General features: G+C 53.9%; 8 protein-coding genes. 5 read left to right on the top strand and 3 right to left on the bottom strand.

Annotated features, from left to right (window positions below):
- Window positions 1-117 precede the first annotated feature (117 nt).
- Entirely contained in the window at window positions 118-1,104 is a 987-nt protein-coding gene (locus B4A77_RS05175) for a tetratricopeptide repeat protein (RefSeq protein WP_290738886.1), read from the top strand.
- Between the two features lie 246 nt (window positions 1,105-1,350).
- The gene (locus B4A77_RS05170) at window positions 1,351-4,956 is read left to right on the top strand and encodes a fibro-slime domain-containing protein (protein ID WP_290738882.1); all 3,606 of its coding nucleotides are present in this window, start codon (window positions 1,351-1,353) and stop codon (window positions 4,954-4,956) included.
- Here the strand turns inward: B4A77_RS05170 and B4A77_RS05165 are convergent.
- Window positions 4,931-6,736: a CotH kinase family protein gene (locus B4A77_RS05165; RefSeq protein WP_290738879.1), complete on the bottom strand. Its 1,806-nt coding sequence runs from the start codon at window positions 6,734-6,736 to the stop codon at window positions 4,931-4,933. The two genes, B4A77_RS05170 and B4A77_RS05165, sit on opposite strands and share 26 nt — an antisense overlap.
- Before the next feature lie 192 nt (window positions 6,737-6,928).
- Here B4A77_RS05165 and B4A77_RS05160 point away from each other — a divergent pair, with 192 nt between their 5' ends.
- Entirely contained in the window at window positions 6,929-8,044 is a 1,116-nt protein-coding gene (locus B4A77_RS05160) for a DUF3300 domain-containing protein (RefSeq protein WP_173365811.1), read from the top strand.
- On the opposite strand, the gene B4A77_RS05155 is transcribed toward B4A77_RS05160, so the two are convergent.
- Both B4A77_RS05155 and B4A77_RS05150 read right to left on the bottom strand, forming a co-directional pair.
- The gene (locus B4A77_RS05155; RefSeq protein WP_290738876.1) at window positions 8,041-9,267 is read right to left on the bottom strand and encodes a TPM domain-containing protein; all 1,227 of its coding nucleotides are present in this window, start codon (window positions 9,265-9,267) and stop codon (window positions 8,041-8,043) included. The two genes, B4A77_RS05160 and B4A77_RS05155, sit on opposite strands and share 4 nt — an antisense overlap.
- Complete coding sequence (locus B4A77_RS05150) at window positions 9,268-10,170, bottom strand: DUF6175 family protein (RefSeq protein ID WP_290738873.1); 903 nt, start codon at window positions 10,168-10,170, stop codon at window positions 9,268-9,270.
- Window positions 10,171-10,364: 194 nt separating this feature from the next.
- Between B4A77_RS05150 and B4A77_RS05145 the strand changes: the two genes are divergently transcribed.
- Window positions 10,365-11,003, top strand: a complete 639-nt coding sequence (locus B4A77_RS05145) for an alpha/beta fold hydrolase (protein ID WP_290729134.1) — start codon at window positions 10,365-10,367, stop codon at window positions 11,001-11,003.
- A gap of 115 nt (window positions 11,004-11,118) precedes the next feature.
- Window positions 11,119-13,584: an ATP-dependent helicase gene (locus tag B4A77_RS05140; protein WP_290738870.1), complete on the top strand. Its 2,466-nt coding sequence runs from the start codon at window positions 11,119-11,121 to the stop codon at window positions 13,582-13,584.
- Window positions 13,585-13,639: the final 55 nt, after the last annotated feature.

Raw genomic sequence — 13,639 nt, 5'->3', positions numbered from 1 at the left:
GCGTTCCTTGTCTTGCTCGTTTCTAGGCGAATTACAGTTTGATTGATTACAATGTTTTTAATAAATTAAAGGGTGGCTTTTGTGTCACCTTTATCATTTTTTATATATACTTACAGTATGAAATTCAAGACACTTCTCATTTTCTGCATGTCTGCCGCAGTCGCCTTTGCGGAAGACGACAACCCCCTGAAGCGCGCGATGGAGACGCTGAACTCCTCCAAGATTGCCTATTCCGTGAAGGAACTCAAGAAACCTTTCCCGGAACCGGATCGCAGCAACTTGCTGAACATGCCCGCCTACCGCAGGTTTGTGGATGGAGGTTACAAGGTGACCGCCTTCGAGTTCAAGGGTGACGTGAAGAAGGCTTTAGACAAGGCGGAGGATCTCTTTTCCAAGAAGGAATACGCGAAAGCCCGCGATGCTTACAAGCGCGTGCTGCTGCTTGACCCGAATGCGACCATCGTGATGGCCTACATCGCGCAGACCTTCGGTATAGAGCAGAACTGGGACATGGCTGAGTCCTGGTACAAGAAGGCGATTGAGGCGAACTACATCGATTACCTTGCGCATTGGCTACTTGCCGACGTTTACCGTAACAAGGGCGACCAGAAAAAGGCCCTCGAGGAGATTTCTATCGCGAAGGTGTTGAACCGCAACAACCCGCGGCTCGAATCCCTGCGTCAGAAAATCTATGCGGCCAACGGGCTCGATTCAAGCCACTGGGCGTTCAACCCGCAGGCACGTGTCCTCCAGACACCCGATGGTTCCGTGGTGGTGGAGGCCGATACCCTCTGGATGTATTACGCGTTTATCGAGGCCGCGTGGAAGTTCGAACCCGAGTACAAGAAGCGTGCCGAGGCTAACAAGGACATGGGCGAGGCGATGATCAAGGAATGCCTTGCCGGCCTGTTGCCGAAGATTGATGAACGGAAGGCGAATTCAAAGACGCTTGCACGTCTGGACAAGGCTCTTTCGGCAGGGAAGATCAATTCCTTCATCATGTACGAAATCATTCTCCCGGATAGGCCCTCGCTGGCTTACTACCTGGATAAAAAGCAGATAGAATCCCTCAAGGATTACGTCATCTGGTCGAATCAGAAGTAACAAATAAGGGGCGTCCATCGGACGTCCCTTTTGCTTTTAGCAAGATGTGGAGAATAAGGTGGCCTTGCGCCGCCTTTTTTTATTTGGTCGTTTCTGAAGGAAAATGAGAACATTTTGTAAAAAGTGAGAACATTCTTTATTAAATAATGGTAAAATTTTATTTAAAAACAATATATTTTATTGTAAAGGTATTATATTTGTTTCTAAAAATTGAGAACATTGTAGATGATCTCAGGGATGGATGTTATGGTGAATTGGGTTGAAGGGGCCAGGATGCTGGCCGTGGCTGCCGTCTTGGCGCTCGGAACGGCTCATGCCGAAAAGACGGTCGTTTTCTTTACGCCGTGGTCGAACACAAACGCGGTGCTGTTCGTGGGGGGCGATTCCGTAGCCACGATGACGCCTCTCGACAATTACTGCGGCTGGTTCAAGGCTACAGTGGATGCGCCCGCCGAGGGCTTCGGGGTCTACTTCAAGCAGACTGTCGGCCTCAACTACGTGGGTGCCGAGGGCATGGTCGCCGAGGAACCTACGGAATCAAGCGAGATATTGCTGGATTCCGTTGCCGCCCTCTCCGATACGGTCTGGGTGCAGGGGTACAAGGCCGATGTTCCCGCGCTGTTTTCCGGTTACCCCGGCGTGCTTGGCGACTGCCCGCTCAAGAAGATTCCCGTGACCGTCTACGACTGGCTGCACGGTACCGATGGCGATGGCGACGGAAGCGGAAAAAACGGTGACCCCGCAAACGGCGTCAGCGCGGACTTCGGTTCGGGCGGGTGCTCCGGCAAGGACAAGGCTGTTACGGGTATGGTCGAATACAGGCTCGGTGCGAACGGGGTCCCCGTGCGAGCGGACCCCTTCCCGGAAAAGTGCAAGATTACGGAGCATCTCGACAGCTGGTTCCTGCCCGAGGTTGTCGCCAAGGACAGTGCGGGCAACGAATACACGAACATGACCTGCCGCGACCTGTATGTATCTATGGACGACGAGGGTTTCTGGCTTGCGGAAGTTTCGAAGGACCAGATATCGAAAGGCAACGAGGCCAATTCGGACGGAATGTTCCTGCTGGACGATTTCGAGTTTCTCGACGATGCGAAGACGGTTCCGAACCCTTACTACGACCAGCTGAAGGGAACGAAAATAGGGAAGCACAACTTCGGGTATGCTGCAAAGATCCAGGCGACGTTCGAGTATGTCCCGGGCCAGTACTTCGACTTTTACGGCGACGACGATGTTTGGGTGTTTATCGACAATCGCCTTGCGGTGGATATCGGCGGGCAGCATGGCCAGGTGGCGGGTGCTGTAGATCTCGATACCATCGGGCAGAATACCGGCGACATGCTTGTTCCGGGAAAGACGTACGACTTCCATATCTTTTACGTGGAGCGCCATACCGGTTCGTCTAATTTCCGCATGCGCACTTCTATTGACCTGCAGGTCGAGGCGTCGCTGTTCCTGACTTCGGACAGGCGCGGCTCCGGAATGAGTTACGAGGTATGGCAGATCAACAAGAAGAGCAAACTTTCCTGCAATTTCGACGCGAATTCTGCCGAGCGCGATACGACCGGTGGCGCGTCGACCTTCAAGCTTACCGGCGGTAACCTCGCGGGGCCCGAGATACTCGGGGTCGGTACCCATTACGAGGGAATCAAGATTACGAGCGATTCCACGTTCTCGATAGATTCTGCAGCGATTGTTTCGAACTACGCGCTTGCTCCCGGGCACTACTTCCTGGAAATTACCCTGAAGGCTGACCCGAGCCAGGTGACGAAGGTGGAAATTACCGTGCCGTCCTATTCCGTGCCGAGCGTCGCGTTCGCGAAGGAAGACTGGACTGTCCTCGGTACGCAGGTCTCTGGCGATACGGCGCAGATCGGCCCCTGGGCGTATGCGACTTACCAGGTGAATATCACGTTCTTCGAGGAATGGGCCGTCGTCAACAATTACAACCGCAAGATAAACCTCTCGTTCTCGAATGCGGCGATAGATATCCTGGATGCGCCGGGCGGAAAGAAAATCAGTGCGGTGAACCTGGACGAGGATGGGCGTGCGACATTCTACGTGCATGCGAATGCTCCCGTGTCCGGTGCCGTGCTCACGGCGAAAGGCGCCGCGGCGGGCGTTTCGGTATGGACCGACCTGAAGTTTGCCGAACCTCCCGCACTGCGCGTGGAGAAGGCTATTGCGATGGACCGGAACGGGGACGGGCGTGCCGACAGCCTGTACGTTCACTTTGAGCGCGCAGTCAATGGCAAGAGCCGTCTGGATTCTATCCAGCTGACCTTCGGTGAAACGTTCGTGGCGACATCGAACTTCAAGATTGTGAACGAGACCGATATCGTGCTTACTGCCGAAGACCTTGGCGCGGAATGTACCGGGAAGGTTTGCGGTTTTGGTAGTAGGCAGTTTACCGGAGATGCGTCGGGAATCTATTCTGGAAGCCTGAACAACTGGTTTACCTACGAAAATGAGGGCGAGGTCAGCAACTTCTTTATCGAGAACGAGCAGGTTGCCGACGGAGTCGGGCCCATCGTGCTTTCGGCCTCGAAAAAGATAAGCAAGGACGGGAGCAGGCTTATAGACATTACCTTCAGCGAGGCGATTTCTGAAGAGTCCCGGCACCTGTTTACTGAGATTTTTGAATACACCTGCATGCGCTCGGGGATAAACGAGAAGCCCGAAAGGCCTCTGCAGCAGGGCGGAACGGGAGCGCGCATGACGCTCATCTATACCTCGGGCGGGAACGGGGCTGTACTGCCGACGGATGGTGACCTGGTGAGGTTTGCACCCAAGGGCGGTGCGCAGGACCTTGCCGGGAACGTACCGCACGGGGACAATCCGTGGGTGGTCATTACGGGCGACCAGGAACTCGGTGTAGAGAACCCGGGCGTAGTCTCGCTGGGAGAAGACCCTTATGGCATTGTCAGGAACGACACGGTTACGCAGGTGAAGCTTATTACGGATATAAGCCAGAGCGCCCAGCAGATAGCGGATTCGCTCGGCGTGCAGGGCTCGCTTGTCGATTTCGATATCGCGAAGATTATGGTTGAACAGACGAAGGATGCCGTCGAGAAGTTCGACGCCTTCGTGAAGTCGCGTGTCGGGAGCGAAACTGATTACGACACGACGATAGTCGGCATCAGCGAGCAGGAAGCCTTGACGCAGTTGTTCAACGACATTCGCGTGAACCTGGTGGATACCTCGTACGGTTTTAGCGAGCAGGCCATCAACGGGATTTTGGACGGTTCCATTACCGAGGACAACTACAGGTCCGTTGTCGGCGAGGGCGACCTGGAGCTCTTCGCGAAAATGGCGGAGGCGAATATCGAGGCGAGCCGCGATACGGTAATCACCATAGGGAATGTCCAGACCGTGACGCAGGCCGACCTCTTCGATGCCATCCGTAGCGGCAGGCTGGATGCGGAACTTGCAGAAGCAGGCGTTGCGCGTGAACTTGTCGATGCCGTAAAGGCGGGCGAGGTGACCGAATTCAATCTCGAGGAATACCGTAGCGGCGAAAGGACGATTGTATCTGACGATGCCGTGGAACTGCACTACCGCACGTTCTATTACAGTCAGTTCGGCGAGTACGTGGGCGGAACGTCCAATACGATAAGGTGCTCCGACAAGGGAGTGTACGGCGAAGAAGGCTGCCTCAAGAACAAGGGAAATATCTTCCTTGCATGGAACATGCGTTCCAATAGCGGCCGCCTGGTCGGGACTGGCGTCTACATCTCGCGCCTAGAAATAAAAATCGTCGTGAACGGTAAAAATACACTTCACCAAGTTCACGACAATTTCTGGGGCGTGCGCCGCGGTAAAAACTTTAGCGGCTTAGCATCTTCCCGTTGAGCGTTGCAATCCAGTGCTTGTCCTGAGCGCTTTCCGGAACCTTGAGGGTCGTGACACCCTTCTTGATTCTGGTCTTGAACAGCGTGACGCCGTTCAGGTCGACTAGCGCGAAGGTTCCGCCCAGGTCTGTCATGATTTCGATCTTGTCGCCGTTCACGTTGAAGAAGTTTGTCGGCGAGAGCCTGCTGAAATCGTCCAGGGCAACGGGCGGGGGCTCGACTTTGGATACGGTATCCTTCGCCCAGTCGGGAACGTGGATTACGGGCTCGGTGACGATGGGCTGCGCAGGTTCGGTAAATCCGAGCTGCTGGTCCATCCAGGCCATGCGTTCCTTCATCTTCTTGCGGAGGTGCTCGAACTCGCCGTCCCAGGTATCGGCATTGTAGCCGCCCATGGGCATGTTCATGCCCCACATGCCTTGCTGACCACCGCCCTGGTTGCAGTATTTCATCGGCTGCGGGTCACTGTCGCCCTGTCCACTGGATTGCCCGAGGTTCGGCCAGCGCTTGAAGTTCCTGTCGGCGGCCTTCGTCAGGTACGTCTTCATGGAGTCGAGATACACGTCCATGGTCTTGGTGTGCCATACGCCACTGCGGAGTTCCGCCCAGCGTTTTTTCAGTTCGCTCTGGTAATGGCTGTCTTTCCACATGCCCGTGAGCCAGTTGGGAATCTTGAGCCCGCTCATGCCGGTTTTCATGCTGCTCTCGATTTGCCAGCCGGTGGTGCCGGAACTTCCCATTCCGCCACCGCCCATGCCGCCACCGCCCCACATGTTCCAGTTGAAGCCGTTGTTGCCGCCGTTGTTGTTGCCGCCGTTTTCGGGCTGGCTTCCGTTGCTCATGGCGAGGTTAAAGTCCCAAGCCGGGCCAAGCGTCACCTTGCCGCCCTTGCTATCCTTGGGTTTGTGCAAGAAGAAGCTGCACCAGTAGGAGTCGGAGTTGTTGGTCACTTCTTCGTGCAGCACGTAGTCGAGTGCCGAAGTCATGTCCACGTAGTTTTCGTACCCGCTACCGTTCTTGCCGTTCTTGAACAGGTTCTCGAGATCTTCCAGGTACTTTTTCAGGTAGGCCTGTTGCTGTTGCTGGAGGTTCTCCTTTTTGGGATAGTGCATGATGACGTTCAGGCCGTCGGCGGTCTTGAAACCTTCCTTGTTGATGTCTTCGTTGCCCATGCCGCCGGTATTGGTGCCGGTCTTGTCGAATGCCCAGATGTAGCCGCCGGTCACGTCGTCGCCGCTGATGTCGGTTTCTTTGAGCTTGCTTACATTCACGCGATATTTGCCGCGCTTGATTTTTTCGATGAGCACGTACACACCGCGGTACACGCCGTTGATGTAGAGGTCAAAGTGCTTGGTACGGGGGCTGTAGTGGCCAGCCTGCCTAAACAGCCAGTGGGCGAGTGCGTTGCGCATCAGGCTTTTGTCCACGTAGGGGCCGTGGAAAACCCAGTCGTCGGCAGGGGGCAGCCCGAACATGCTCACGTCCATGCCTTCGCCCTTGTCGTCGCGGATTTCTACGCTGTAGCCGGGTTTGGGGAACTTGGCCGAGGATTGCCCGCGGACCTTGATGCCGATATTGTAGTGCGTGCCCTTGGCGCTGTCGGCTACGTTGTTCGTTGCCGCGTCCAGCACGCTCATCGTGGCGGGTATTTTTTCGGTGACGTTCTGGTCTAGACACTTGTTCTTGGTGTCGATGAATACGATGGGTAGATCGTAAGTCTGCGCGAAAGCGGCTGTCGCTATGCAGAAGAACAGTGCGGATGTGATTTTTTTTCTGGACATGGGTGACTCCTTAACCATACCACTAAAAAATAAATGTCGGAGATGTTTATATAATGTTAAATGTGTTTTACGTGTTGTTTTCGCTTACAACTTAATTTTTTGCTAAAAAACGATAATTTCATGTTTTTTTGCAACGCCACGATGGTTTCGAACATCAAAAAGTTGTAATTTGAAAAACAGAGGAGGTACTTTATGTTCCGTTTTTTGCGAAAGCAGCCGAAAACAATCCGAGGAATCCTGATCCTAGCATCGGCGCTGCTATTCCTGCCGTCCCAGGGACTGGCGCAGGAGTTTACGCCGTCGGAGCTGGATACGCTAGTTGCAAACATCGCTTTATACCCGGACCCGCTTCTGGTGCAGGTTCTTGCTGCATCCACATACGGAGACCAGATTGCCCCTGCGAATTCGTGGGCACAATCGCATCGTCACCTCTCGGGGAAGGATCTTTCAAACGCGATGGCATGGGCAAAACTGCCCTACGATGCTAGCGTGCAGGCCCTGATTCCCTTCCCGTCTGTTCTTGCCATGATGGCGAAGTATCCGGCCTGGACCGACCAGCTCGGTGATGCGGTCTTCATGCAAAAAGACGACGTGATGTCCGCTATCCAGCGTTTGCGCCGTTCGGCCGCGAAGTACGGACACTTGAAGAGTGATGACCGAGTAAAGGTCTCGAAAGGAGACAACATAACGATTCTGCCGGTCCGTACGGAGTATGTTTACGTGCCTGTGTATAATCCGCATTACGTATACTACCGCTATTATGATGGCTACACGCGCATCACGTATGCACCGGGCATCTGGATAGGTGGTTTTACCTACTGGGGATGGGGTTCTTGCTGGTTCGATTGGGGGCCGCGCGTCATCTACGTGCGCGATACCCGTTGGCACGCGCCCAGGCGTCATTACCATCACCATCGCCATTACGCGCCTCCTCCGCGCAAGCCGCACCATGTTGGCCCGAACCTTGGCGATGGCCACCGCAACCCGCCTCCGCCGCCTAGGCATTCGCAGCCGAAGCAGTTGCGCAAGGACCCGCCTCCTCCGCCTCCTTCTAGGACAAAGGCGGAACCCGCATCGGGCAATGTTCGCGTATACCCGCACAGGAGCCAGGAGGAAGAAGAACCTCGCAGGCTAGAAGACAGGCCCCGCTCCAGGGATGAACGCCGGGATGACCGCTCGTCGTTCGGAAGGGATGTGCCGTCTCAGTCGGGAACTTCTTATCCGCCTCCGCGTAGGTCCGATGACGACGACCGCCGCGGAGGAAGTGTTGGCCATGGTTCTGGCATCAAGCCGTTCAATCGTCGCTAGATTGCCTTCAGGATGGTCTTGATTGCATCGGCTGGGTCTTTTCCGCTTAGGCTAGGGAACAGGTCGAGAACCTGCTGATGCGTTTCGGGGTAAGTTCCTGTTTGTATAAAGAACATCCCATAGAGGATGAAGAGAATTTCTTCGAAGGTTTCCTTTTGGGAAACCTTTTTTGCAGGTCCTTTTTGCAACTGTTCAAGGATGTTGCGGAGCTTGTGTTCGCATTCAGACTTGAGCGCATCCTTGCGGGGTTCAAATCCGTCGAGAGGCTTGATTCCGCAGAGGGGGGCGTTCCTGTTTGCGATGTGCAGGTATTCAAGCGCATTGGTATCGAGCGTGCGAACGATTTCAGCGGGGCTGTAGAAGTGTCCGAACTCAATGTTGTCCCTGCGGGCGCGTTTGTCATGGACGTGAATTTTGGCAACTTCCTCGGAAGAGTTGTCCTTGAGGATAAAGTTCACCGTCCAGGGCTTTGCGAGCGCGTCGAAGCCTTCCGTAAGGCACTTGCCGGAGATGAAGGCCGAAATGAGGTTGTCTCCAAACGTGTCCTCGAAAATTTTTGGCCACTGTGAATTCTCGACCTCGCGGACGCTGAGCAGTTTTTTCATGTTGTCGAAGAATCCGAATCTACGCCCCTTGCTCCCGAATGCGATAAGCAGGCCGAAAACGGCCGCGATGAATATCCATCCGCGTATGGTTAAGCCTTCTTCGGAGGGTTGTTCCTGCATGTCGATGTCGAACTTTTTTCCGGTGCTGTCGCTGATGGCGAAAGTGAGCCACCCGGCAAGTGAAAGGATGCCGTCGCCGTAGTGTTCCATGCGAAAGGAGGGGACAAGGAGATCCTGTTCTGCCTTCCGGATGGAGACTCTGTCAAGAATTTCGCTTGCGGTTCCCTTGGTCACGACCAGTTTTCGTCTTTGCTTCTGGACGACAAAAATAAGGACCTCGCCCTTGACGCCTGTATCTGCTTGCCATTTGTCTGCAATATCTGAAGCGTATTGAGCGACATCCCTCTCTCCGGTGTCGTCTAGAAGGACCGCATCGATGCTGATGCCGGTTTCTTTTGCAACTTCATCCGAGAGACGGTCGAAAAATTCAAGCTGCTGGGCGGAAACCAGGCGGTTCTCGTCGTAAACGTGGCTCTTTTCGGGACGGGTGGGAAGCCCGAACGTAGCGGAATAAAAAACGAGAAAAAACGCAGAGAGTATTTTGGCGTGCGGAATCACCTATTCGACATCCATCAGGATGAATTTCCGGGTGACGTTCACTTTCTTGGTGTCCGCCTTTCCCTTGAGCATGTTGCGGATAAAACTATAGACGCTCTGCGAGTCGGGGAATTCTGCAGGATCGGCGTAGACGATCATGTCGATGGTCTTTGCCGTCATCACGTTCACGTTCACCCGCTTGAAGGTCTTTTTGAGCCCGGAGGCGATGTCGTCATGGAGGTCTTCGATCTGTTCTTCGTCGAAATCCCCTTTGAGGTTCATGACAATCTTGTATTGTGTCCCCTGGTTGATGTCCTGCTGCCAGTAGGCGAGAATCTTCTTTTCGAGCAGGGGCATGCCGCGTTTAGCCGCGTCATGGAGACAGGTCTTGATCGTCGTCTGGTCGGAAGCGCCGCAGTCGGGATCCTGAATGGTTTCGCTGCCGAGAAGCCTTGCCGTGGAGGATTCGTAGGCGTTCAGTTCCACGGTGATGGATTTCATTTTTGCATTTCCGGCGAACTTGATGTAGACATCGGCACCGAGGGAGAGGCTGGCGAGATACGACAGGTCTTCGTCCGTTTCTGCAATGTCGTTTTGCATCTGGACTAGGTTGTCGAGATCGGCTTGGCCCTCAAGGGATTTTACGTCGTATTTCTTCTTGGTGAGGTATTCGTTGATGGATTCCATCAAGGCACGGGCGAAGGGGTTGTTCTGCACGACCTGGAATTCGGGAATCCCGTTTCCGTTGTGGGCGGGAGTGACGAGGATGGTCGGTTGCGGCAGCTCTGCTGTTGCGTCTTGCTCGGGGGCCGCCTGTTCGACAATCTCGACCGATTGTACCTGGGGCTCGGTTTCGGGGGCGTCTCCTCCGGCGCAGGCCACGAGGATGAACGGAATTGAGAGCAGGATAGAGGTATATCGCATAAAAACCGCCTATTTAGATTTTTTTCTGTTATTTTTACAAAAAAAATCAGAGATTACTATTCCAAAATATAGTATCTCGAAAAAATGTTTGTTTTTTTCTTTAAAAATGTTTCCTTTTTTTGATTTGCATATATACATTTAGATTTGAAGATGTAAAGAGGTGTGCTTTTTGAATTTGTGTTTGGAGTATTGTTATGAAGGAAAAATGGATTTGGTTGCCGGACTGGGCTTCGGAACTGTCCCTCTGGGAAGATGATTTGACGGATGCCTGCGCATCTGCCTCCCATACCTTTGTGCCTTACGAGAAAATGTCTCAATCCCTCGAAGACGTCTATGAGATAGACGGGCTCTCGAAGGCCGACACGGTGGTTGGCTGGGGAATGGCTTGCCTCCTGCTCATGCTGGGTGCGTCGAAGCGCCCGAAAGGACAAAACTGGATTTTCCTTTCGCCCTACGCGGACTTTTGTGATGACGATGGCCCCTGGAATTCGGAAAACCTGCTGTTCAAGTCCCGCGAAATTTTCCAGACCCCGGATGTGGTTCTCGATGCCTTCAAGGAACAGTTTGGCGAGGAGTATAGCGAATGGCCCGACGAATGGGCCGATGCTGCGCGGAAAATGGACGCGGCAAGCCTCTCGGAGGGGTTAAAGTTCCTTGCTTCCCATCGGATTGAATGTCCGATTGCAAGTGGTGAAGGTATCCAGGTCCTCTATGGTCGCATGGACCAGGACGTGACGCCCTCCATGACGCTCAAGCTAAGGGAACTTTTGCCGGGCGCGACATTCAAGGAGCGGCCCAAGTCGGGCCATTGGCCTCCGATGATGCTATTCTAGTTTTCTGTTCGACCCCGGTCTTTTTTTTGCTTCGCTAAATACTATATTAGCGGAGCGTTTTTAGTGTTTTTAGCGGAGCTTTTTGCGGAGCTTCCTTAATTGTCTGGAGATTTTGATGGCGCGCATTGTTGACGAAGAAGTTTTGGACAGGGAGCTGAATCCGGAGCAGGCGGCTGCCGCAAAGAAGATCGATGGCCCGATGCTTATTCTGGCTGGTGCAGGTTCGGGAAAGACCCGCGCTATAACCTACAAGATTGCGCATCTTGTGTCACGCCACCATGTTGAGCCGGGTCGCGTTCTTGCGGTGACGTTCACGAACAAGGCTGCCCGCGAGATGACCGGGCGTATCCAGAAGCTGCTCGATTGCGATATGCGGTTCCCTTGGATGGGGACGTTCCATTCGGTTTGCCTTCGATTGCTGAAACGTTGCCTGAACATGGAAGCGGTGCTCAGGGCTTTTGGTGGAAAGTGGTATGATGCAAATTTTTCTATCTACGATGACGACGACCAGAAGCGCATCCTGAAGCAGATTCTCAAGGAAGACCTGGGGGACGAATGTGATGCCGCCGAAATCAAGCGTGTGCATGGTGCGATTTCGCGCTACAAGAATACGGTGCTCTATGTGGGCGGCTGTGCAGAACTGCAAACTCCGGATGTGGCGCTCTCACGGGCCGAATTCGCAGATGAGGAACGCTACGCCCGCTATTATGCCGAATACCAGAAACGTCTCCTGGAATCGAATGCGATGGATTTCGACGACCTGCTGTTCAATACGGTTCTCATGCTCCAGAGAGTTTCGAACCTGGCAGAACAGCTCCAGTCGCATTTTGATTTTGTGGTGGTGGACGAATACCAGGATACGAACGATGTGCAGTATGAACTCTTGAAGTTGCTGATTAATGACCAGCGTAACGTGACCGTGGTCGGCGATGACGACCAGAGCATTTACGGTTGGCGTGGCGCGAATATCAAGATTATCCGCAACTTCCACCGCGACTTTGCGCCGGTGACGATTGTGAAACTCGAACGCAACTACCGTTCCACGTCTAATATCGTGAAGGGAGCGGGTTCCGTAATTGCACATAACATTCGACCCGCCGAAATGGAGAAGAACGTGTTCTCGAAAGAAGAAGCGGGCGACCCTATCCGCGTGCGGCATTTGGTGGATGACCGTTCGGAAGCGCAGCAGATTGCGGAAAATATCAGTGTAGCGGGCGAGGCGAACTTTTCGAAGACGGCAATTTTCTACCGCACTAATGCTCAATCCCGCGTGATAGAAAAGGCTTTGAATGACTTGCGTATTCCCTCGGTTATTTTCGGGGGAACGCGCTTCTGGGATAGAAAGGAAATCAAGGATATACTGGCCTACTTGCGTCTCCTTGCAAACGAGAAGGACGATGCAGCCCACTTGCGCGTTATCAATACGCCGCCACGCGCCATTGGTAAGACCACGGTGGAAACGGTGCTGGAACGAGTCCGTAATGGCGATGGTACATTCTGGCAGGTGCTTGTTTCCGAGGCGAACGGAACGGGTCGTTCTGCTCCGAAACTCAAGGGCTTTACGGATCTGGTCCAGGGCTGGAAGAATCTTGTTGCGGCGGGAGAGACTCCGCTTCCGATTCTTGCGGAACACATCATCGCCGATACGGGATACAAGGAATTTTTACGCAAGGAAGATGAGCTTACGGCGGACGAACGCATTGCGAACATCGACGAAATGGTGAACGCCATCCGCGAATTTGACGAGGAACATCCCGATGCGACCCTGGATGCGTTCTTGCAGGACATCTCGCTATTGACGGATGCCGACAAGAAGGTGGATGATTCGAAGGGCGCCGTGACGCTCATGACCATCCACATGGCGAAGGGACTTGAATTCAATACGGTTCACATTGCCGGTTGTGACGAAGAAATCTTCCCGCTGGTGCGAGGTTCATCGTTTGCGACGGACAAGGAAATGCGCGAGCAGATGGAAGAGGAACGCCGCCTGTTCTACGTGGGCTGCACCCGCGCCGAAAAGAAACTTTATCTGTACCACGCCGAAAGACGCTTCTACCAGGGAACCGTCAGGCCGTTTTTGCCGTCGAGGTTCCTCAAGGAGCTTGATTCGTCGGTGGTCGAGTTTACGCCGTGTGTTGATACGCGCCCGGCATTCGGCTCTGAATTTGGCTATTCGCCAGCCGCACCACGCTACAACAAGGCGCCCGATTTTGCCCTGAAGGGAGGGCGTCCTTCGCCATCGGGCTCTTTCGGTTCCGGATCCCGAGGTGGGTTCAGTCGTCCGGGCTCGGTTCCTGCTTCTGTCCGTAAGAATGACCAGCGTATTGTCTACCGCAATCCAATCAAGGTGACTCCTGTTGCAAAACCGGCAGCTCCGAGCGGTCCGCGCGTTGTCTACGATGAGTATAGCGAGAATCCGTATCATCCGGGAGTCCGCGTGCGTCATTCCAAGTACGGGGTGGGCACGATAACCAAATGCTATGGCACGGGAGATAGCGCTCGTGTGGATGTCCGCTTCAACAGCGACAACGTGGTTCGGACCATCATTCTTAAGTATGCCGCACTCGAAATTATGGGTTAGGGCGTATTTTGCAAACGATTGTTGCTCTCCTCGGAAAAATAAATTGCTATTTTAG

Origin of the sequence: Fibrobacter sp. UBA3718, assembly GCF_002371935.1 — a bacterium.
Taxonomy (GTDB): domain Bacteria; phylum Fibrobacterota; class Fibrobacteria; order Fibrobacterales; family Fibrobacteraceae; genus Fibrobacter.
This window is presented reverse-complemented; position numbering and strand designations above follow the sequence as displayed.

Coding starts and splice junctions, on each gene's coding strand:
- B4A77_RS05175 (WP_290738886.1), top strand. CDS start 118: ATGAAATTCAAGACACTTCTCATTTTCTGCATGTCTGCCGCAGTCGCC.
- B4A77_RS05170 (WP_290738882.1), top strand. CDS start 1,351: ATGGTGAATTGGGTTGAAGGGGCCAGGATGCTGGCCGTGGCTGCCGTC.
- B4A77_RS05165 (WP_290738879.1), bottom strand. CDS start 6,736: ATGTCCAGAAAAAAAATCACATCCGCACTGTTCTTCTGCATAGCGACA.
- B4A77_RS05160 (WP_173365811.1), top strand. CDS start 6,929: ATGTTCCGTTTTTTGCGAAAGCAGCCGAAAACAATCCGAGGAATCCTG.
- B4A77_RS05150 (WP_290738873.1), bottom strand. CDS start 10,170: ATGCGATATACCTCTATCCTGCTCTCAATTCCGTTCATCCTCGTGGCC.
- B4A77_RS05145 (WP_290729134.1), top strand. CDS start 10,365: ATGAAGGAAAAATGGATTTGGTTGCCGGACTGGGCTTCGGAACTGTCC.
- B4A77_RS05140 (WP_290738870.1), top strand. CDS start 11,119: ATGGCGCGCATTGTTGACGAAGAAGTTTTGGACAGGGAGCTGAATCCG.